This window comes from Gilliamella mensalis (assembly GCF_900103085.1).
GTDB classification, from domain to species: Bacteria; Pseudomonadota; Gammaproteobacteria; order Enterobacterales; family Orbaceae; genus Gilliamella; species Gilliamella mensalis.
Map to the genome: position 1 here is coordinate 26,242 of NZ_FMWR01000014.1, position 20,261 is coordinate 46,502.

Genomic DNA, 20,261 nt, shown 5'->3' on the forward strand with positions numbered 1-20,261 from the left:
CACATACTTTCCTGAAGCTTTTTCACCAATATTACAAAAGCATAAGTAAAATACTTAATTTAACGCTTGGTATGATTTGAAGAAATAGCGGTGTATAATGGGGAGTTATCATTAATATTACAGGAACAATTTAATGTCTATTAAGTTAAAAACTCCCGCAGAAATCGAGAAAATGCGCATCGCAGGAAAACTTGCAGCTGAAGTATTAGAAGTCATTGAACCCTATGTTAAACCAGGTATTAGTACTGGTGAACTAGACAAAATTTGTTATGAACATATTGTTAACGTTCAAAAAGCTATTCCAGCTAATATTGGCTATAGTGGCTATCAACACACCAGTTGTATTTCAATTAATGATGTGGTTTGCCATGGTATTCCGAGCTTTGACAAAAAGTTAAAAGATGGTGATATTTTAAATATTGATGTAACAGTTATCAAAGATGGTTATCACGGTGATACTTCTAGAATGTACATTGCTGGTAAGCCAACTATCGCAGGTGAAAAATTGTGCCAAGTTACACAAGAAAGCCTTTACGAGGCGATTAAAATTATCAAACCCGGCATACGTTTAAAGGAAATTGGTAAAACGATTCAAAAATATGTCGATAAATTTGGTTTTTCTTCAGTTCGGGAATATTGTGGTCATGGTATTGGTGAGGTCTATCATGACGAACCTCAAGTTTTACATTATGACGCTGATGACGGCGGTGTAATTTTAAAACCAGGCATGACTTTTACTATTGAACCTATGATAAATACAGGCGATTGGCGTACCCGTACCATGAAAGATGGCTGGACAGTCAAAACCAAAGATCATGGTCTTTCGGCACAATATGAACATACTATTTTAGTTACTGAAAATGGTGTTGAAGTCTTAACATTACGTAGTAACGAAGATTTTCCTCGCATTATTGAACACTAAATAAAAAGCGATTCAACAATAATTTATTGTTGAATCCTGCACTTTATTAAATTTCATAAATCTTAATATAATAAAGTATACAACTTACGTCGATAACTACTGGCCAATGGATTACTTGTACCTAATGCTGCTAGTAAATCAAGTAATGTTTTCTTCACTTGTCCGTCACCAACATTAAGATCTTTTGTTAGCGGTTTAAATAATAACTCTAATGCTTCCTCATGACGTCCTACATGCATTAATTGAGAAGACAATTGAATCATTAATTCAACGTTATCAGGATGTTGAGCAAATTCTGCTTGTAATTGCTGCAATTCAGGAGAATTAGCAGCTTGTTCAAGTAGTTCTATTTCAGCTTGTAATCCATGATAGCTTGAATCTTGATCTTGTAGTGGAATAGTTGCAAGCACTTCTTTTGCTTCATTTAGTTGTTTAAGTTCAATTTGTGATTTTATTAGCATTAATGCAATATCTGTTCTTGGTTTGCCCAAATGATCGGTAAGTGATTTCCAAGTTTGCCGTAATAGTGGTAATGCTTCTTCATATTTGGCTTCATGAAATAAATTTTGAGCTTCAATTAATTTAAGCTCATCTTCATTTGGTAGCACTTTTTCTAAAAAAGTTTTTATGGTTTCTTCAGACTGAGGTCCTTGAAAACCATCTACAGGTTGACCATTTTGAAATAAATAAACTGTTGGGATTGCCCGTAAACCAAATTGAGCAGCTAACATTTGTTGTTCATCACAATTAACACTTGCCAAAATAAATTGACCATGATGTTCATTAGCTAATTTAGTTAAAGTTTGAGTCATTGCTTCATAATTTGGACTTCTAGCCGACCAAAAATAAAATAGCACAGGGAATGACGATGATCTTTCAATCACCTCTTGAATATTTTGCTCATTAATATCAAAAATAAATTGATTTTGCATATTATGTCCTAAGGTATAATGATTTATTATTTATTTTTTAAAATTTTATCCATTAATCTATCAGGAAGCAAACGTTTAGCAATAGCCGCTATTTTGGTTATTTTTGTTACCCTGTAACGTATTTTAGGTTTGTCATGTTCAAGGGCATGGAATAAGTAAGGCAACACTGCCTCGGGCGGTAAAGTAAATCGTTTAGCTATAGGTGGATTTGTTACCATATTTTTTTGCTCTGTTTGATTCACATTGTTTGAGAAATATGTCTTTAATGGGCCCGGTTCAATTAAACAAACCTTTATATTGGTTTGTGCTAATTCCAACCTTAATACATCAGACCAAGCTTCTAAGGCATATTTGCTAGCTGAATAAGCACCTCTCCCCGGTGTTGCAACGATACCAACAATTGAACTTGTTTGAATAATACGTCCTTCATCTTGTTCTAGCATGGCTGGAAGTAGTAATTTTGTCAACTGATGGACTCCAAAAAAATTGGTGGAAAATTGAGATTCTAACTGCTCACGGCTGATCGTGCTTAATCGACCATAAACCCCGAAACCTGCGTTGTTAAATAACGCATATAATTTGCCTTCAGACAAAGCAAGAACATCTTGTGCTGCTTGCTTGACAGATTCTGGATTGTCAAGATCAAGAAGCACAGTTTCAAATCCTTGCTCAATAAGTTTTTGTTGGTCCAATGATTTGCGACACGAAGCAATAACACGATAGCCACGTTTTTTTAAAGCAATGGCGGAGGTTAGCCCTATTCCACTTGAGCAACCTGTAATAAATATTGTTCGCAATTTAAGCTCCGATTGATTCATATATTGTCAAATTTTTCTTCTCAAACTATGATAACACATCTAATTTGAAGTTACCCAAACTAAGCCAAGAGGATCGTATGAAAATTGCTATTATTGCTGCAATGGAAGAAGAAGTAGCCATATTAAAAAGTAAAATCACCCATTATCACGTTGAGCGTTATTCAGGTTGTGATTTTCATTTAGGCCAAATTGCTGGTTGTGAAATTGTTCTACTTCAATCTGGTATTGGTAAAGTAGCTGCAGCATCAGGCACTACGTTATTATTAAATAATTATAAAGTAGATGCTGTTATCAACACAGGTTCGGCTGGAGGGTTATCTTCCAACCTTAATATTGGTGATATTATTGTTTCAAAGGATGTTTTTTACCACGATGTTGATTTGACTGCTTTTGGTTACAAACCAGGCCAAATGTCTGGATGTCCTGTAGCATTTGATGCTGATCAAAAATACCAATCATTAGCTAAACTCTGTATAAAAAAGCACGGAGTTAATGCGATTGAAGGTTCAATTGGTAGTGGAGATGCTTTCATAAATGGTAAAAGCAATTTAGCAAGAATAAAACAAACTTTTCCGAATGCTATCGCTGTTGAAATGGAAGCCGCAGCTATTGGTCATGTTTGCTGGTTATTTAAAGTACCATTTGTGGTTGTTCGAGCTATCTCAGATAATGGAGATAATGAATCTGCAGTTGATTTCCAATCCTTTTTAAAGTTAGCTGCAACACAATCATCACTTATTGTTGAATCAATGCTAAGTGAGCTTGCGTGAGTTATCTTTTTTGGTTTGACATATTAGGTACCATTGTATTTGCTATTTCTGGCGTATTATTAGCAGCTAAAAAAGAGATGGATCCAATAGGTGCCTTAGTGCTAGCAGTCATTACCGCTATTGGTGGCGGTACAATCCGCGATATTGTTTTAAATCATGAGCCGATCTTTTGGATCACTGAGTCTACCGATTTGTATGTTGCAATTATCACATCGTTAATAATAATGCTCTTATTACGTTACTCATCATCAGTATAGTCCCTAAATGGTTATTTTCTGTATTAGATGCAATCGGTCTTGCTGTGTTTGTGGGTATTGGCGTCAACAAAGCAATTTATTCTAACGTAAATAGTTTGGTAGCAGTTTGTATGGGGGTTATAACTGGTGTAGGTGGAGGTATTATTCGAGATGTACTTGCTCAAGACATTCCAATGGTATTTAAAACCGACATCTATGCAACTGCTTGCGTCATTGGTGGAACAATCCATGTTATCACCTATAATGCACTCAAACTACCTTTAGAATATTCAACATTCATTGGTATTTTGGTCATACTGGTTATTCGATTATTAGCTATTTATCGTAACCTTACTCTGCCTATTGTTGGATTAAAAAATCATTAAATGGATAAACAGCACCTACACTTAATCAATAATCAAAGACAATACTGCTCAAATAAAGGTTTACGCCAACCTATTAATAATTCTGGCGTATTCCCCTTTTTATCGATTTTCCACTTTATGTATTGATTAATTAATCGACGTGAAAGCAATAAATCCTCACTAAGCCCTGTTTGTAAGGCAATAGTCTGCGCTGCGTGTTTTAACTCATTAGTAATTTTTTTATAATCTGGATAACTATTAATTCGACGAATTAATGGTATTTCAGGGATAGGAGTAGATAAAATATCTAAAATTGTTTGACCATACAAGCGAATTTCTTTTCCTTTCATACCTAACTTATCAAGTTCTCCTAATGATGTCGGTAAATAACGTGCAATTTTCAATAATACTTCTTCATGTACTACAAAATTTATAGCAATATCATGTTCTTTCGCTAATCTATATCGCCAGCTTGCTAATTTATACAATTGTCCTAAACTTTTCCCTTTTAATTGCCAACTATTTTTAATATTTAAATAAGCATCATTTGGATCCATTAACTCCGATTTACGGGCAACCGCCATTTGGCACTCTTGATAAGCAGCTTGTAAATAATGATTAGTGCTTAACTGAGACTTTAAAATATTAATCAATGGGAAAAGATATAACACATCATTAATGGCATATTTACTCTGTTTTTCAGTTAATGGACGTTTTAGCCAATCTGTTCGGGTTTCACTCTTATCAAGTTCGACCTCTAAATATTTTTTTACTAAACTAGCATAACCACTACTTAATGGATTATCTAGAAAAGAAGCCAATATCTGGCTATCGACAATCGGTGTTGGAACACAACCAAAATGATAAGAAAAGACCTCGATATCTTCACTACATGAGTGAAAATATTTTTCAATAGTGGGATTATTTAATATAGCCAAAAAAGTCTGCCAATCAGTAATATTAATTGGATCAATTAACGCTGCATGTTCACCATTAAATACTTGTAGCAGCCCTAAATGAGGGTAAAAGGTTCGGGTTCTAACAAATTCAGTATCCAAGGCCAAAGCTGAGCTATTTTCGATTTTTGAACAATAATCAGCTAACTGCTCATTAGTAATAATAAGTTGATAAGACAAAGTCAAATTCCTGTTCACATTAGGTTATTTATTATGAGTTTTTTTCTGAAATTCGATATCAATCACTACAATTTCGGAACGTGTCATTAAGCGAATAGGAGGTCCCCAAATTCCATAGCCACTACTCACAATACTGGTAAAATCATGATTTTTATTTTGGTATAAACCGTAATTACTTTTATACATTAATTTTTCAATAAGATTAATAGGAAATATTTGCCCAGCATGTGTATGCCCAGAAAGCATCAAATCAACACCAAGCTCTTCCGGTTCATTAAGGTCTTTGGGTTGATGATCTAATAAAATAATTGGCTTATTAGTATCAGTGAACATCATCAAATCGGATAATGATGCACGCTTTACACCATAAAAAAAAGAAGAAAAATCATCTCTCCCCACTAATGTAACCCCTACATTATCGAAATAAATAATATCATCTTTTAATACCTTCATACCTGCTTGCCTAAAGGCGTTAGTGATATCTTCTTCTCGATTATTTTTTTGATTAGTGGCTAAATATTCATGATTACCAAAAATAATATAAGTACCATATTTCGATTTTAATTGCTGAAATTGATGATCAAATCCTCCTTGTGTGAAGGGTTTTAAACGTTTATCCAATGTATCTCCAGTAATAAAAACAAAATCAGCATTAAGATTATTAACTTCATCAACCATTTGTTGAATAAATCGATGTGTTATTAGCTCATTAAGATGAATATCTGAAAGTTGAACAATACGTAAATGATCAACGTTGGCTGGTTTATTAATTTTAACTTGGTAATGAACAATCTTTGAATCAGTTGCCATTTTATGACCAAAAGTAATTAATAAGACAACTGCAACACCATATAAAACATTAAACAATAAGCTAGGTTTAAACTTTTTTTTACTAAGCCAATGTATAGAGTCAAAAATAAGTAATATAAAAACACTGCCAATCATAAAACCGGTAATGGCATTACAAAATAATGGTAGCCAATAACTTGAAATACTGTTTAATAGTATAGAAAAAATTAGTGATGACCCAGCTATAACAACAACTATCCAATAAATGATTTTATAATAGCCAGTTGCATGAAAATTAAACCAAAACAGCCATCGCTTTCCTAAATAAATAGTAATTGCAACATTAATAACAATCGCTATAAACATAGTAACAAAATCGATAAATGCCATAATTATCCGAGCAATTGAACATTAAAAAATGATATGATAGCAGAATTAATTTCTATAGTACCAATTAGTTTTATGGATATCAAAAAAGATAAGCTATTCTCAACCCCCATTGATAAATTAGGTGATTGGACGTTTGATGAAAAAGTTGCCGAAGTTTTTCCTGACATGGTGCAACGTTCTGTTCCTGGTTATTCTAATATCATCGCAATGATAGGCATGTTGGCAGAAAGATTTGTACAACCTAATTCAACAATTTATGATTTAGGCTGTTCATTAGGCGCTGCCACATTATCTATTCGCCGCCATGTTCATCAAGAAAATTGTCATATTATTGCGGTCGATAATTCTCAGCCCATGGTTGATCGCTGTAAAAGGCATATTGAATCTTATAAAGCAAATACGCCTGTCGATGTAATTTGTGATGATATTTGCAACCTCAATATGCGAAATGCATCAATGGTAGTACTCAATTTTACTTTGCAGTTTTTGAAGCCTGAAAATCGCCAACATATTTTAAACAACATCTATAATGCATTAAAACCTAATGGTATTTTAGTGCTGTCTGAAAAATTTAGTTTTAGTGATTCTACTGTCGATGAATTGTTATTTAGTATGCACCATGATTTTAAACGTGCTAACGGCTACAGTGAACTTGAAATCAGCCAAAAACGTAACATGTTAGAAAACGTCATGCTAACAGACACAACTGAGACACATAAGCAGCGACTATCTGAAGCAGGTTTTAAACATATTGATACATGGTTTCAATGTTTTAATTTTGGCTCGATTATTGCCATAAAATAAAAAGTTAATTTAAGTGTAATAAATAAGGATAATAGAATGATTGATTTTGGTGATTTTTACCAGATTATCGCAAAAAATAAACTGAGTAGCTGGTTAGAAGTATTACCGGCACAGCTTGCAAATTGGCAAAAACAAAATATTGATAACCGTTTTAGTCAATGGCTCAATAGTATTAAACATTTACCGTCTATCATCCCAGGTCAAATTGATTTACTCCATAGTGTAACTGTAAATAGTGAACAACCTATCTCGACAGGTGAACAGCAACGAATTACTCAACTATTGAAAAACATGATGCCATGGCGCAAAGGCCCTTTTCACTTATATGGTATTGATATTGATACAGAATGGCGTTCAGATTGGAAGTGGGAACGCTTAATTAATCATATTGACAGTTTAGAAGGTAAAATTGTTTTAGATGTGGGTTGTAACAGTGGCTACCATTTATGGCGCATGATTGGCGCAGGCGCAAAACTAGCTGTCGGAATCGATCCCATGGCGCTTTATCTATGCCAATTTGAAGCTATTCGCAAACTACTTGGTAACGATTTAAGAGCGCATTTATTGCCACTTGGTATTGAACAACTACCCAAACTTAGCGCTTTTGATACAGTATTTTCAATGGGTGTTTTATATCATCGCAGGTCACCACTTGATCATTTATACCAATTAAAAGATCAACTAGTTGAAGGTGGACAATTAGTACTCGAAACTCTGGTCATTGATGGAGAACAACATCAAGCATTAATGCCAGGAGAACGTTATGCTCAAATGCGGAATGTTTATTTTATTCCATCTGTTCCAACGATGATTAACTGGTTAAAAAAATGTGGATTTTCTGATGCAAAAATGGTTGATATATCACTCACCAGTTTGGATGAACAACGTAAAACAGAATGGATGACATCAGAGTCACTTGCCGATTTTTTAGATCCCACTGATTCAACTAAAACAATTGAAGGCTACCCAGCTCCAATGCGCGCTGTTTTTATTGCTAAAAAATGAAGTAAAGCTATTTATAAAGTACCCATGATTAAAAGTAATAATATTATAGATAATTAATAATAAAAATAACTTAAAAAAGGATAGCAAGCTAATTGATTTACATTAAATACATACAATTAGATTTATTGCATATATTTTGTGCAGATAATTATATTATTTAAATAATTTTTTGAAAATTTAAACCTGTTCTAGACTATATAGCAAAAGCATTTTCAAGAAAGTATGTATTTAAATATAATGATAATCAATTTATGTTAATAATTGAGATAGTTGGAATAGAAAATAATAAGTTATTTATTTGTTTCTTTACTGATTGTAGTAAAAAACTTTTTAGCCCAATAATTCGTGATATAAAATGGTCAACATCAGTTTGGCATTCCAATTTAAAAATTATTACATGATTAATTTTGCATTAATTAAAATAAAACCTCAGTAGGATGGCTGTATATTATCAATAAAATAGCTATATTACATCACGATTAGCTAATAATAACCTATTTATAAAACTAACTTATTATTGAATATTTTTAAATAATTTATTAACAATATAAGGATGTAAAATAGCAACGGGTAACATATATAATTTCCCCCAAATATTGTGATTTTTAACTGATGCAATTAAATATACTGTATTTTTACTTATGTCATTACCTTTATCTACAACACGAATACAAACACATACATCTAAATGGCAATCTTTTACAACTAATGTCAGTTTAACGTTGGTTTCCTCTGTTATGGTAAAAAAATCGGCCATATTGCTTTCGTCTGGTTGATGTTTATTTTCCGCAGAACTATCAAATCCATTAATCGCTTTGACACCGATTAATTTCACTAAACAATCCCTTATTTTAAAGAGTATTTTTAGCCATCTAGGTTGATAAGATGTCATCATTTTATAAGCTTCATAGGCTGTCAATTTTTTAGAAATATCTTTTTTTTGACAATCTAAATAATCAATTTCTTCTGCAATAAAGCTTACATTATCAGGTAATGTTTGCCGTACTTTTATGATATTGTTTTGTTTATTTTTCATATAATTATTCCCCTTCCTCCTATTATATAAAATGCTTATCTAAAACATGAATAAAAGTGATAAAAAACACCACATTCAACAAATTTAGCAGTCAATTTAACTCATAATCAGCTAACTATACATTAGTTAATGTACATATTGAATACTATCAAAACATAAAACATTAATTGAAACAAAGTGGTTAGTTGTATGCAAAAAATAATGTAAATGGTATGCTTATAACATTATTAAAAGTATATCTTCGATTTGTCATTTAAAGGTGCATTTATGACGCTACCATCTTTTTTAACACTATATAATGAATTAATTTCAACACCAACAATTAGTAACGTTACTAACGAGCAATTAGATTATTCTAATAAACCACTTATCGATAAGTTAGCAAGTTGGTTTGAAGATTTAGGTTTTGTTATTGATATCCAACCCGTTCCTAATACTCGCCATAAATATAATATGTTAGCTACTTATTCAAATAGCGAAAATAAAACACAAGGCGGGTTATTGTTAAGTGGACACAGTGATACTGTTCCGTTTGACGATGGGCAGTGGACTAAAGATCCTTTTAAACTAACCGAAGAAAATAATAAGCTGTATGGGCTTGGTACCGCCGATATGAAAGGATTTTTTGCCTTTATTTTAGATGCTCTGCGTGATATTGATCTTAAAAAGTTAACTAAACCCATTTATATCCTTGCCACTGCCGATGAAGAAACATCAATGGCTGGTGCGGCATTTTTTGCTAGGAATACCAAGCTATTTCCTGACTGCACTATCATTGGTGAACCAACATCGTTAATCCCAATTCGTGCACATAAAGGATTTATCTCTAATTCCATTAAAGTAATTGGTAAATCAGGACATTCGAGCGATCCCGATAAAGGTATTAACGCTATCGAAGTAATGAATTTAGTCATTGAACGCTTGTTAGTACTAAAACAAAAATTTAAAGAACAATATCATAATGACGGGTTCAGCGTACCTTACCCTACCCTAAATTTAGGTGTTATTCATGGTGGCGATGCAGCCAATCGTATTTGTGGTTGTTGTGAGCTTGTGATTGATATTCGTGTATTGCCCGATAACGATGTTGATTCACTTTATCATGCGCTTTGTGAAGCACTACAACCCGTTATGGATAAATACCCAAATCGAATCGAGATAAAATACGAGGTTACTCCAATTCCGGGATATGAATGTAAAAAAGATCATCCAGCATTACAACACATTGAAAAATTAGTCGGTCATAGTGCCGAAACGGTTAACTATAGCACCGAAGCACCATACTTAAATCAAATCTCGCCGACAATTGTATTAGGGCCGGGATCAATCGAACAAGCACATCAACCGGATGAGTTTATTTCCATGGACTTTTTAAAACCAACCAAAGTAACTATAGAAAGGCTAATTAAGGATTTTTGTCTTTAGTCAATTATCTCAATTCGCCGATAACCTCGGCGAAATTTAATAAAAGAAATTTGATTAATTAAACGTGAAAGGTTGCAAAATCGGTAGCGATTTCAGTATTAACAAAGACACTTTGGGCTTCATTAACTAACTTTTTATTATCATTCAAACTATATCTAGGGCTTATATGAGTCATAATAAGCCGCTTGGCATTGGCCTGTTTGGCAATGGTTGCGGCATGAATGGTTGTAGAATGCCCACGTTCGAGTGCTTTATCTGTTAGTGCATGTTCTTGTGTTGCTTCATGAACAAGCAAATCCACATCATTAGCAAGCTCAATCGATGCTTGGCAAGGTATGGTATCACCTAAAATAGCCAGCTTTTTGCCTTTTTTTACTTTACTTTGATAATCAACTCCACGAATAATGCGCCCATCATCTAAAGTTACCGTTTTACCTTTTTTTAGATCACTATAATAAGAGCCAGCCTGAATATTAGCTTGCTTTAATTTATCGATATCAAGCTGAGCTGGTAGATCTTTTTCGATAATACGATAACCAAAACACGGCACACGGTGTTGTAATAATTTTGCTTCAACTTGAAACTGATTATCTTCAAAAACAATGCCATTTTCTTCAAGTTCAATAATATTGAGTGGATAGGTTAACCAAGAATAGCTAATTTCAATAACTGTTTCGACAAGCTGTTTAATTCCTTTCGGAGCAATCAATGTTAAAGGTGATTGATTTTGCATCAAAGAACGGGACGTTAAAACACCTGGTAGCCCAAATACATGATCACCATGTAAATGTGTTAAAAAAATGATCTCAAGTTTAGCGAGGCTACATTTGGCTTTTTGCATTTGCATCTGAGTTGTCTCGCCACAATCAAAAAGCCATAACTTACCCCGCTCTTGTCTAAGATCAAGCACCATACTACTTACATTGCGCTCTGCTGTTGGGGAACCAGCACTTGTCCCTAAGAAAGTTAAATTCATAAAGATTTAAACATTTTTACGCTCAATAGTTTGCTCACCCCAGAACAACTTATCGGCTTTGGTTTTAGAAAACGCGAGTTTCAACACTTCATCACTACCTTCCGACCAAATTTGTTCGGCAAGTTTTTCATCATGGTTAGCTAGCTCAAAAATCGCCTCTGCAATTTCAATCGAGGTTTCACGAACAGAAGCCCAAGATTTAATATCATGTATTTCTTTTTTATCGATGTTCATTTTGCTACTCCTTTGGATTGAATTAGATGTAAAATAAACCTATTTATTGCAAAATACAATAGGCTATATACGTTATGATAACAATTATTTCTCCAGCAAAAACTTTAGATTACCAATCACCATTATTAACCAAAAATCACACATTACCTCAATTTATTAACTCAACTAAAATACTCATTGAAGATTGCCAAAAATTAAGTGTTGAGAATTTGGCTAAATTAATGTCTATTAGCGAAAAATTAGCCGAACTCAATTATGAACGATTCAAAAATTGGCATAGTGATTTTAATCTTGAAAATGCAAGACAGGCCATACTTGCTTTTAAAGGTGATGTTTACGAAGGATTACATGTTGAAGATTTTACTGATAAAGATCTACAATTTGCACAATCTCATTTAAGAATATTATCAGGTCTTTATGGTATTTTAAGACCACTTGACCTAATTCAACCTTATCGTTTAGAAATGGGGATCCGCTTAAAAAATGGCGATAACAGTAACCTTTATCAATTTTGGGGCGATAAATTAACTCAACACCTTAATAGCGAACTAGCCAAATCATCACATCGCACATTAATCAATTTAGCCTCAAACGAATATTTCAAAGCGATCAAACCAAAACAATTAAACGCAACTATTATTCAGCCCATCTTTTTAGATCAAAGCAAAGATACTTATAAAGTTATCAGTTTTTATGCTAAAAAAGCACGCGGACTGATGAGTCGATACATTATAAAAAATTGCATTGAAAAGAGTGACGATATTAAAAGTTTTAATCTAGAAGGCTATCAATTTGATTCAAAACGCTCAACTGACTTAGAATGGTACTTCATACGCAATCATCAATAAAATAATAACGATGGAATTTTTTACTACATTATGGGCGCAGTTTTTATCTACCCTGCCCCTTTTTATGCTAATTTTATTGGGTTTTTTAGCGGTTAAACTAGGTCGTTGGCAAAAAACAGTCACCGATAGCTTAACCAAATTTACCTTTTATATTGCATTTCCCATCATGCTGTTTCAGATCATGAGCCATTTTTCTGAACATTCGCAAATCGATATAAAACTGTTATTCGCCTTTTTTGGTGGATCCTTTATCGTCTTTGCAATTGGCTGCTTAATTGCATCAAAAATATTTAAGTTAAATGGATCAGAAAGTACAATATTTGCTATGGGTAGTATTTACACCAATACGGTGTTTGTTGGTATTCCTATTATTAAAATGTTATTAGGCGATGATGCCATCCCCATTGTTGCCATTATCGTTATCTTTAATGCGTTAATTTTATGGACGCTTGCGACGGTTTCTATTCAATTTGTGCAAATGGGAAAATTTTCAACTAAAGGGATTGTTAAAGCCTTTAAAAATGTTTCAAAAAATCCCATTATTATTGGAATTTTTACAGGCATTGTAGTGAATTTTATTGGTTTACCGTTACCTAACTTTATCGATAAATCAACCAAAATGGTGAGTGAGATGACCGCCCCTCTTTCATTAATTGTTTTAGGAATGGGACTGGCTGAATATAAAATTCGCGATAAACTTTTAATTACAACAGCTATCTGCACATTAAAATTAACTGTGTTACCTATTATTACTTATATTTTAGGTAAACTCATTGGACTACCAACTTTAGAATTGCAAGTGGTGGTATTACTCAGTTCGGTTTCAATTGCGATAAATTGTTATATGATGGCAAGGCAGTTTGAAGTATTGCAAGGTCCTATCGCTTCTAGTTTGCTAATATCAACGACGCTGTCTTCTATCACAACGCCATTGATTTTATCTATTATGTTGCAGTTACCTTTTGCTTAATATTGATTGAGTATTATTTAATACGTTTAAACTTATTATGCAAAATTAAGGCAAAAATAATAACTGTACTACCAATTAAAAATCTTCCCCAATCAATGGATTGATGCCAAATCACCACATTCACCAAAATCCCTGTTGGGATAACCGCATTATTCATAATAGCCAAAGTGCCCGAATCCACTTTGGTTGCACCATAATTCCATAAAAAGTAACACACACCAGAAGCAACTACGCCAAGCCAAATAATAATTCCCCATTGCAAACTGGTTGTTGGTAATTTTGATACATCACCAAACAGCAACCAGCCAAAGCTAGCAACAACCACCGCCCCAGAATAAACCCAAGCAAAAGCATGATGTTGGGGCATTGGATAAACTTCCATAATTCTTTTATACCCTACTTGACCTAATGCAAAAACGATATTCGCGCCCTGAATTAATAAAAAACCGATAATAAAATTGGCACTAATATGATCATAACGAATAATGGCTGCACCAACTACTGCAATAATTGCCATTAAAAGATAGCTAATTCTTAATGGATGGTGCTGCAAGAGATCATAAATAACAGTAACATAAATTGGTGTAAAAATAGTGAATAATAAAACCTCAGGCACCGAAATATATTGAAAGGAATTATAATAAAAAAAGTACATAATCCCTAATTGACATGCCCCCACTCCCATTAAAAGCAATACCTGCTTAAAACAAATATGTTTAAAGCGTAAAAATGGAATAAAAGTAATAAAGGCAAATAGCACTCGCATTACCACAGCAAACCAAGCATCGACTTGTCCACTTAAATAAACCGCAATAAAACTAAATGAGAATGACCAAATAATTGTTACAAAAATAAGATAAAGCATAATTGATTAATATAAAGAAAATAATTTAGAAACGCATCGTATCAATTGGCTTAACACTTGTAAACTTTATATCATAAAAATTGATTACTATATAAAATATTCGATAGCCTAATGACCTTGTCGTGTAGTACTAAAAAGTGAAAATAACTTATTATTAATTGCCAAAATCAACATTAATAAACAAGATAGACCGTCTTGTTAATTTGGTATTCTTGTTCAAGTTTGTTTTATAATTAATAATAATCAATGTAAGCAAACAAATTACTTTTTTACTTATTTATTCAAATAATTTACTGTTTTTATTAAAAATGAATCTCTTTCTAAACCTTATAAGTTGCTAAACAAAAAATTAAATAACTCACTATTAACATCAGTATATAAATCGGGATCCTCAAAAATGATTAATTATGGCATAATGTGCGCCAATTCATATTTTAGCGACTTCACTCAAAAGCTAATGATTACTTTTGAATGAAACGCATTTTAAAGAGAGTTAATTTTCGTGTTAAGTACAAATAACATCACAATGCAATTTGGCAGTAAACCATTATTTGAAAACATCTCGGTTAAATTTGGCAACGGTAATCGTTATGGTCTAATCGGTGCTAATGGCAGTGGTAAATCCACCTTTATGAAAATCATTGGTGGCGATCTCGTACCTACATCGGGTAATGTGGCTTTAGATCCACATGAAAGACTCGGTAAATTACGCCAGGATCAGTTTGCTTTTGAAGAATTTACCGTCCTTGATACCGTAATTATGGGACATACCGAATTATGGCAGATCAAGCAAGAACGGGATCGCATCTATTCACTCCCTGAAATGAGTGAAGAAGATGGCTTTAAAGTCGCTGATTTAGAAACCCAATATGCTGAAATGGATGGCTACAGTGCCGAATCTCGGGCTGGCGAATTATTATTAGGTGTTGGTATTCCAATTGAGCAACATTATGGATTAATGAGCGAAATCGCACCAGGTTGGAAGTTACGGGTATTATTAGCCCAAGCCCTATTTTCAAATCCAGATATCTTATTACTCGATGAACCAACCAATAACTTAGATATTGATACAATCCGCTGGCTTGAAGATACCTTAAATCAACGCGAAAGTACTATGATCATTATTTCGCATGATCGCCATTTTTTGAATATGGTCTGTACTCATATGGCAGATTTAGATTATGGTGAATTGCGTATCTATCCGGGTAACTACGACGATTATATGACTGCATCAACGCAAGCGAGAGAACGTTTGTTAGCCGATAATGCCAAAAAGAAAGCACAAATTAGTGAACTACAATCGTTTGTTAGTCGCTTTAGTGCCAATGCATCAAAATCCAAACAAGCAACATCACGCGCAAGGCAAATTGAAAAAATCAAACTTGAAGAAGTCAAAGCTTCTAGTCGGCAAAATCCTTTTATTCGTTTTGAGCAAGATAAAAAGCTATTTCGTAATGCGCTTGTTGTTGAAGACCTTACCAAAGGATTTGACAATGGTCCTCTTTTTAAAAATCTTAAGCTCATGGTTGAAGTGGGCGAAAAAGTAGCTATTTTAGGGACTAATGGTATTGGTAAAACCACATTATTAAAAACGCTAATGGGTGAACTGACTCCTGAGCAAGGTGATATAAAATGGTCTGAAAACGCAAATATTGGTTATTATGCGCAGGATCATGAATACGAATTTGAAGATGACTTAACAGTATTTGACTGGATGAGCCAATGGAAACAACCAAACGACGATGAACAAGCCGTGCGTAGTATTCTAGGTCGATTATTATTTTCACAAGATGATATTAAAAAGCAAGTTAAAGTCTTATCTGGTGGTGAAAAAGGACGCATGTTATTTGGTAAATTGATGATGCAGCGCCCTAACATTATTGTTATGGATGAACCAACTAACCATTTAGATATGGAATCTATCGAATCACTCAATATGGCATTAGAGCTTTATCAGGGCACACTATTTTTTGTTTCGCACGACCGTGAATTTGTTAGCTCACTGGCAACACGCATTGTTGAAATTACCCCTGAAAAAGTAATTGATTATACGGGTAATTATGAAGATTACTTGCGTAGTCAAGGAATTGAATGATACGTTTAGAAGAAACATATCAATTGATAACAAAAAGCCACTGACTAATGTGGCTTTTTTTCTAACTGAAATAATTCAAATAATTAAATTAAAAATCTAACTCATCCCACCAAATATCAATAAGTGGACTAGCTTTAACATTTTTTAGGCCATGAGTTTCCAGCCATTTTGTGACAATGTCACGATGTTCTTCAGTACAATTCCCTAATTTTTGGGTGCAAATAATTCCTTTCCAATTTAAATAACCACTTCCCTCATAAGCTAAACCATTAGGTTGAATAGCTTCAAGAATAAACTGATCAACGATATTATCTAAAGTCTCTTCGTTTGTGCCTTCGTCAAAAGACCAACTAACCGTAAAGCCTAACTCTTTAAACTCTTCAATGTGTAATTTTTTTCGTAAACGTCTGCTGCGATTTACCATAATAGTTTCCTTCTACATTATTAAATATTAATTAGGTTGTTTATTTTTAGTGTGATTATGTCGGCTTGATGAATTCACACCATTTTGATTGAACTGCGACGATCGGTTTGAGTTTGCACTTCCTCTTTTTGGCGGTACTCGCCTTTGTGATGATTTTTTTACCGGTTCAGCTTTAATCTTAGGATCAACTTCAAAACCTTGAGTTGTTAATTCTGGAATCGTTTTTTTAATTAACTTTTCAATCGCTTTTAATTGAGGAAGCTCATCAATGCATACCAGCGAAATAGCCTGTCCTTCATTTTGAGCACGTCCTGTTCGCCCAATACGATGCACATAATCTTCTGCCACTTGCGGAAGTTCATAATTCACCACATAAGGAAGTAACTCAATATCAAGACCGCGAGCGGCAATATCGGTTGCCACTAATGCTCTAATTTGTCCACTTTTAAAATCTGCCAAAGCTTTAGTGCGTGCGCCTTGGCTCTTATTGCCATGAATGGCTGCCGCTTTTATACCATCTTTAGTCAACTGTTCAGCTAAGTGATTCGCACCATATTTAGTGCGAGTAAAGACCAACACCTGTTGCCACTGATTTTTACCAATTAAATAAGACAACAACTCACGCTTACGACGCTTATCAACCCGATGCACGTATTGGGTGATCTGCTCTGAAGCGCTATTTGTTTTCGCAACAGCAACCAATTCTGGGGCATGCAAAATCGATTGCGCTAATACTTTTATTTCATCAGAAAAAGTTGCCGAAAACATCAAATTTTGGCGTTTTTTAGGTAATTTTGCAATCACACGGCGAATATCATGAATAAAGCCCATATCTAACATACGATCAGCTTCATCCAATACGAGCATTTTAATCGTTGAAAGATCTACGGCATTTTGTTGCACTAAATCGAGTAATCGCCCTGGTGTTGCAATTAATACATCCACACCACCACGTAGTTTCATCATTTGCGGATTAATACTTACTCCACCAAATACCACCAATGACCGAATGGGTAAATAACGGCTATATTCACGAATATTTTCGCCAATTTGTGCAGCAAGCTCACGAGTTGGTGCTAAAATCAGTGCATATAAAGGACGTTTGCCTTTTTTTGCTTCAGGCTTATTAGTTGCTTGAGCTTGCTGTTCGACCCATTTTTGCAGAATGGGTAAACCAAAACCTGCCGTTTTACCTGTACCGGTTTGCGCACTTGCCATAAGATCTTTACCGGATAAAATGACGGGAATAGCTTGCTGTTGGATGGGAGTTGGGTCTGTATAGTTTTGTTCTTGAATTGCTTTTAAAATCTCAGCGTCTAAGCCAAGAGAGTCAAATGACATGAAATGATTCCTAAATAAATGAAAAGTGGATTGTCCGCTTACATTATAAAGCAATTCTATAATATTTTCTGTTTATTTTGTTAATGCTATTTTTAACAATAAGATTAACTTTTTTGTTTATTATCATAATAATAAAGTTACAGTCATATTGGTAAATATGATTTTAGCATAACTCATATTTTTATAATGTTATGATTTTTTAATATATTTATCAATTAATAATATATAAATGATATTTATTATCATTTGTGATTATGCTAATATTTTGCATCTTAATAATAGTTAACTGGATTGCTTATGCATTTAAACTTTAATCGAATTAAAAATGTGTTAATGGCCGCACTTTTATCACTTTTTAGCCTTAACTGTTTTGCTAAAGATGATATCACTTTTGCAAACTTCCGTGATATTCGTGATTTGAACCCTCACCTTTATGGTGGCGAAATGTGGGCTCAAAATATGCTGTATGAATCACTTGTTCATTATAATGAAGATGGCACATTTTCCCCTTGGCTTGCAGAAAGCTGGACTGTCACTAATCAAGGAAAAACCTATACCTTTAAACTTAGAAAAGATGTGACCTTTAGTGATGGCGCTAAATTCGATGCCCACAGTGCCAAATTAAACTGGGATGCAGTTCTTGCCAATAAAGTCCGCCATACATGGCTTGAAATGGTACGTTTAATTACTGAAGTTAAGGCAGTGGATGATTATACTTTACAAGTCAATCTATCTGAACCTTATTACCCTTTTTTAATTGAAATTGCCGTCACCAGACCAATGCGTTTTATTTCGCCTAACGCGATGATTGATGGCGAAACAAAAAATGGCGTTAAATCTTTTATTGGTACTGGTCCTTATGTTTTAGGCGATCATAAAAAAGATCAGTATGCTATTTTTAATGCAAACCCTAACTATTGGGGCAAAAAGCCGCAAATAAAAACAGTAAAAATGAAGGTCATTGCTGATAATCAAAGCCGTTTAATGGCGCTTGAAAAAGGTGAAATTGATCTTATTTATGGCAAAAACATGGTTGATGCTGATTCGTATGAACGATTTGCTAAAATGGATAAGTTTCAAACGTTAATGTCAAAACCTGTTTCTAGCCGAATGGTCTTGATGAATACCACAAGACCCCAGCTTAACGATGTCAATGTGCGACGAGCAATTGAACATATCATCAGTAAAAAAGATATTTCTGAAGGGATCTTTAATGGCAGTGAAGCGCCAGCAGATACGTTAATGGCAACCAATATTCCTTATGCTAATATCAGTCTAAAACCCTATCAATACGATACAAAATTAGCAGAACAACTATTGGATAAAGCTGGTTGGGTTAAGGGTGATGGTCAACATTATCGCCAAAAAGATGGAAAACCTTTCGAAATAACGCTTTATTATGATAGCAATACCGCCTCGCAAAAAACCATTGCGCAATACATGCAAGATGAGTTTGAGCAAGTGGGGTTAAAACTCAATATTCATGGTGAAGAAGAACAAGGCTATCGTGATCGTCAAAAAGCTGGCGACTTTGATATGGTTTTTGATATTTCATGGGGGATGCCTTACGATCCCCAATCTTTCTTAGCCGGTATGAAACTGCCAGTGTATGGCGACTATATCGCTCAGCAAGGTTTAAAAGAAAAGTCTCAAATTGATGCCAACATTGGTAAAGCGCTGATTTCAACTGACGAAAAAGAACGACAAGAACTTTATCGCTATGTACTGGAAACGCTGCATAACGAGGCGGTCTATATTCCTTTAACTTATGAACGTAACCGTGCTATTGCCATCAAATCATTAAAAGGCATCGAATTTGCACCTTCGCAATTTGATATTCCATTTGACAAAATGCACTATTAATTGACTTATTTTATTAC

19 protein-coding genes and 1 pseudogene are annotated in these 20,261 nt (G+C 33.9%); 10 read left to right on the top strand and 10 right to left on the bottom strand.

Annotated features, from left to right (window positions below; translation table 11 throughout):
- The first annotated feature begins 133 nt into the window (after nucleotides 1-133).
- Entirely contained in the window at nucleotides 134-922 is a 789-nt protein-coding gene (gene map / locus BQ5209_RS07500; RefSeq protein WP_085247922.1) for a type I methionyl aminopeptidase, read from the top strand.
- A 62-nt stretch (nucleotides 923-984) separates the two neighbouring features.
- Here the strand turns inward: map and BQ5209_RS07505 are convergent, their stop codons facing one another.
- Both BQ5209_RS07505 and BQ5209_RS07510 read right to left on the bottom strand, forming a co-directional pair.
- Nucleotides 985-1,854, bottom strand: coding sequence for a co-chaperone YbbN (locus BQ5209_RS07505; RefSeq protein WP_085247923.1), 870 nt, complete (start codon nucleotides 1,852-1,854; stop codon nucleotides 985-987).
- Between the two features lie 26 nt (nucleotides 1,855-1,880).
- Nucleotides 1,881-2,672, bottom strand: coding sequence for an SDR family oxidoreductase (locus BQ5209_RS07510; RefSeq protein WP_085247924.1), 792 nt, complete (start codon nucleotides 2,670-2,672; stop codon nucleotides 1,881-1,883).
- A gap of 77 nt (nucleotides 2,673-2,749) precedes the next feature.
- On the opposite strand from BQ5209_RS07510, the gene mtnN reads away from it, so the two are divergent.
- Both mtnN and BQ5209_RS11030 read left to right on the top strand, forming a co-directional pair.
- Nucleotides 2,750-3,442: a 5'-methylthioadenosine/S-adenosylhomocysteine nucleosidase gene (gene mtnN / locus BQ5209_RS07515; protein ID WP_085247925.1), complete on the top strand. Its 693-nt coding sequence runs from the start codon at nucleotides 2,750-2,752 to the stop codon at nucleotides 3,440-3,442.
- A pseudogene (locus BQ5209_RS11030) lies at nucleotides 3,439-4,064 on the top strand (TRIC cation channel family protein). Before mtnN ends, BQ5209_RS11030 begins: the two are co-directional and overlap by 4 nt.
- Before the next feature lie 32 nt (nucleotides 4,065-4,096).
- Here BQ5209_RS11030 and rnd read toward each other — a convergent pair.
- Together rnd and BQ5209_RS07530 are read right to left on the bottom strand one after the other, a co-directional pair.
- Nucleotides 4,097-5,179, bottom strand: coding sequence for a ribonuclease D (gene rnd / locus BQ5209_RS07525; RefSeq protein WP_085247926.1), 1,083 nt, complete (start codon nucleotides 5,177-5,179; stop codon nucleotides 4,097-4,099).
- A gap of 24 nt (nucleotides 5,180-5,203) precedes the next feature.
- Nucleotides 5,204-6,358, bottom strand: a complete 1,155-nt coding sequence (locus BQ5209_RS07530; protein ID WP_085247927.1) for a metallophosphoesterase — start codon at nucleotides 6,356-6,358, stop codon at nucleotides 5,204-5,206.
- 33 nt (nucleotides 6,359-6,391) lie between these two features.
- On the opposite strand from BQ5209_RS07530, the gene cmoA reads away from it, so the two are divergent.
- Both cmoA and cmoB read left to right on the top strand, forming a co-directional pair.
- Nucleotides 6,392-7,162, top strand: coding sequence for a carboxy-S-adenosyl-L-methionine synthase CmoA (gene cmoA / locus BQ5209_RS07535; RefSeq protein ID WP_085247928.1), 771 nt, complete (start codon nucleotides 6,392-6,394; stop codon nucleotides 7,160-7,162).
- Between the two features lie 36 nt (nucleotides 7,163-7,198).
- Complete coding sequence (cmoB, locus tag BQ5209_RS07540; protein ID WP_085247929.1) at nucleotides 7,199-8,167, top strand: tRNA 5-methoxyuridine(34)/uridine 5-oxyacetic acid(34) synthase CmoB; 969 nt, start codon at nucleotides 7,199-7,201, stop codon at nucleotides 8,165-8,167.
- Between the two features lie 514 nt (nucleotides 8,168-8,681).
- On the opposite strand, the gene BQ5209_RS07545 is transcribed toward cmoB, so the two are convergent.
- Nucleotides 8,682-9,203: a DUF2867 domain-containing protein gene (locus BQ5209_RS07545; RefSeq protein WP_085247930.1), complete on the bottom strand. Its 522-nt coding sequence runs from the start codon at nucleotides 9,201-9,203 to the stop codon at nucleotides 8,682-8,684.
- 267 nt (nucleotides 9,204-9,470) lie between these two features.
- Here BQ5209_RS07545 and argE point away from each other — a divergent pair, with 267 nt between their 5' ends.
- A complete protein-coding gene (argE, locus tag BQ5209_RS07550) occupies nucleotides 9,471-10,628 on the top strand; it encodes an acetylornithine deacetylase (RefSeq protein WP_085247931.1) in 1,158 nt (385 codons plus the stop codon).
- Nucleotides 10,629-10,686: 58 nt separating this feature from the next.
- On the opposite strand, the gene rnz is transcribed toward argE, so the two are convergent.
- Nucleotides 10,687-11,604, bottom strand: a complete 918-nt coding sequence (gene rnz, locus BQ5209_RS07555; protein WP_085247932.1) for a ribonuclease Z — start codon at nucleotides 11,602-11,604, stop codon at nucleotides 10,687-10,689.
- A 6-nt stretch (nucleotides 11,605-11,610) separates the two neighbouring features.
- On the bottom strand, nucleotides 11,611-11,838 hold the full coding sequence (locus BQ5209_RS07560; RefSeq protein ID WP_085247933.1) for a YccJ family protein: 228 nt from the start codon (nucleotides 11,836-11,838) through the stop codon (nucleotides 11,611-11,613).
- 74 nt (nucleotides 11,839-11,912) lie between these two features.
- Here BQ5209_RS07560 and yaaA point away from each other — a divergent pair, with 74 nt between their 5' ends.
- Nucleotides 11,913-12,686, top strand: coding sequence for a peroxide stress protein YaaA (gene yaaA / locus BQ5209_RS07565; RefSeq protein WP_085247934.1), 774 nt, complete (start codon nucleotides 11,913-11,915; stop codon nucleotides 12,684-12,686).
- 10 nt (nucleotides 12,687-12,696) lie between these two features.
- Nucleotides 12,697-13,656, top strand: a complete 960-nt coding sequence (locus tag BQ5209_RS07570) for an AEC family transporter (protein WP_085247935.1) — start codon at nucleotides 12,697-12,699, stop codon at nucleotides 13,654-13,656.
- 13 nt (nucleotides 13,657-13,669) lie between these two features.
- Here BQ5209_RS07570 and BQ5209_RS07575 read toward each other — a convergent pair whose 3' ends face one another.
- On the bottom strand, nucleotides 13,670-14,521 hold the full coding sequence (locus BQ5209_RS07575) for a carboxylate/amino acid/amine transporter (protein ID WP_085247936.1): 852 nt from the start codon (nucleotides 14,519-14,521) through the stop codon (nucleotides 13,670-13,672).
- 502 nt (nucleotides 14,522-15,023) lie between these two features.
- Between BQ5209_RS07575 and BQ5209_RS07580 the strand changes: the two genes are divergently transcribed.
- The gene (locus tag BQ5209_RS07580) at nucleotides 15,024-16,616 is read left to right on the top strand and encodes an ABC-F family ATPase (RefSeq protein WP_085247937.1); all 1,593 of its coding nucleotides are present in this window, start codon (nucleotides 15,024-15,026) and stop codon (nucleotides 16,614-16,616) included.
- An 88-nt stretch (nucleotides 16,617-16,704) separates the two neighbouring features.
- Here the strand turns inward: BQ5209_RS07580 and BQ5209_RS07585 are convergent, their stop codons facing one another.
- The gene (locus BQ5209_RS07585; protein ID WP_085247938.1) at nucleotides 16,705-17,040 is read right to left on the bottom strand and encodes a YggL family protein; all 336 of its coding nucleotides are present in this window, start codon (nucleotides 17,038-17,040) and stop codon (nucleotides 16,705-16,707) included.
- A 27-nt stretch (nucleotides 17,041-17,067) separates the two neighbouring features.
- Nucleotides 17,068-18,381, bottom strand: a complete 1,314-nt coding sequence (gene rhlE / locus BQ5209_RS07590) for an ATP-dependent RNA helicase RhlE (RefSeq protein WP_085247939.1) — start codon at nucleotides 18,379-18,381, stop codon at nucleotides 17,068-17,070.
- Between the two features lie 297 nt (nucleotides 18,382-18,678).
- Between rhlE and nikA the strand changes: the two genes are divergently transcribed.
- A complete protein-coding gene (nikA, locus tag BQ5209_RS07595; protein WP_085247940.1) occupies nucleotides 18,679-20,244 on the top strand; it encodes a nickel ABC transporter substrate-binding protein in 1,566 nt (521 codons plus the stop codon).
- Nucleotides 20,245-20,261: the final 17 nt, after the last annotated feature.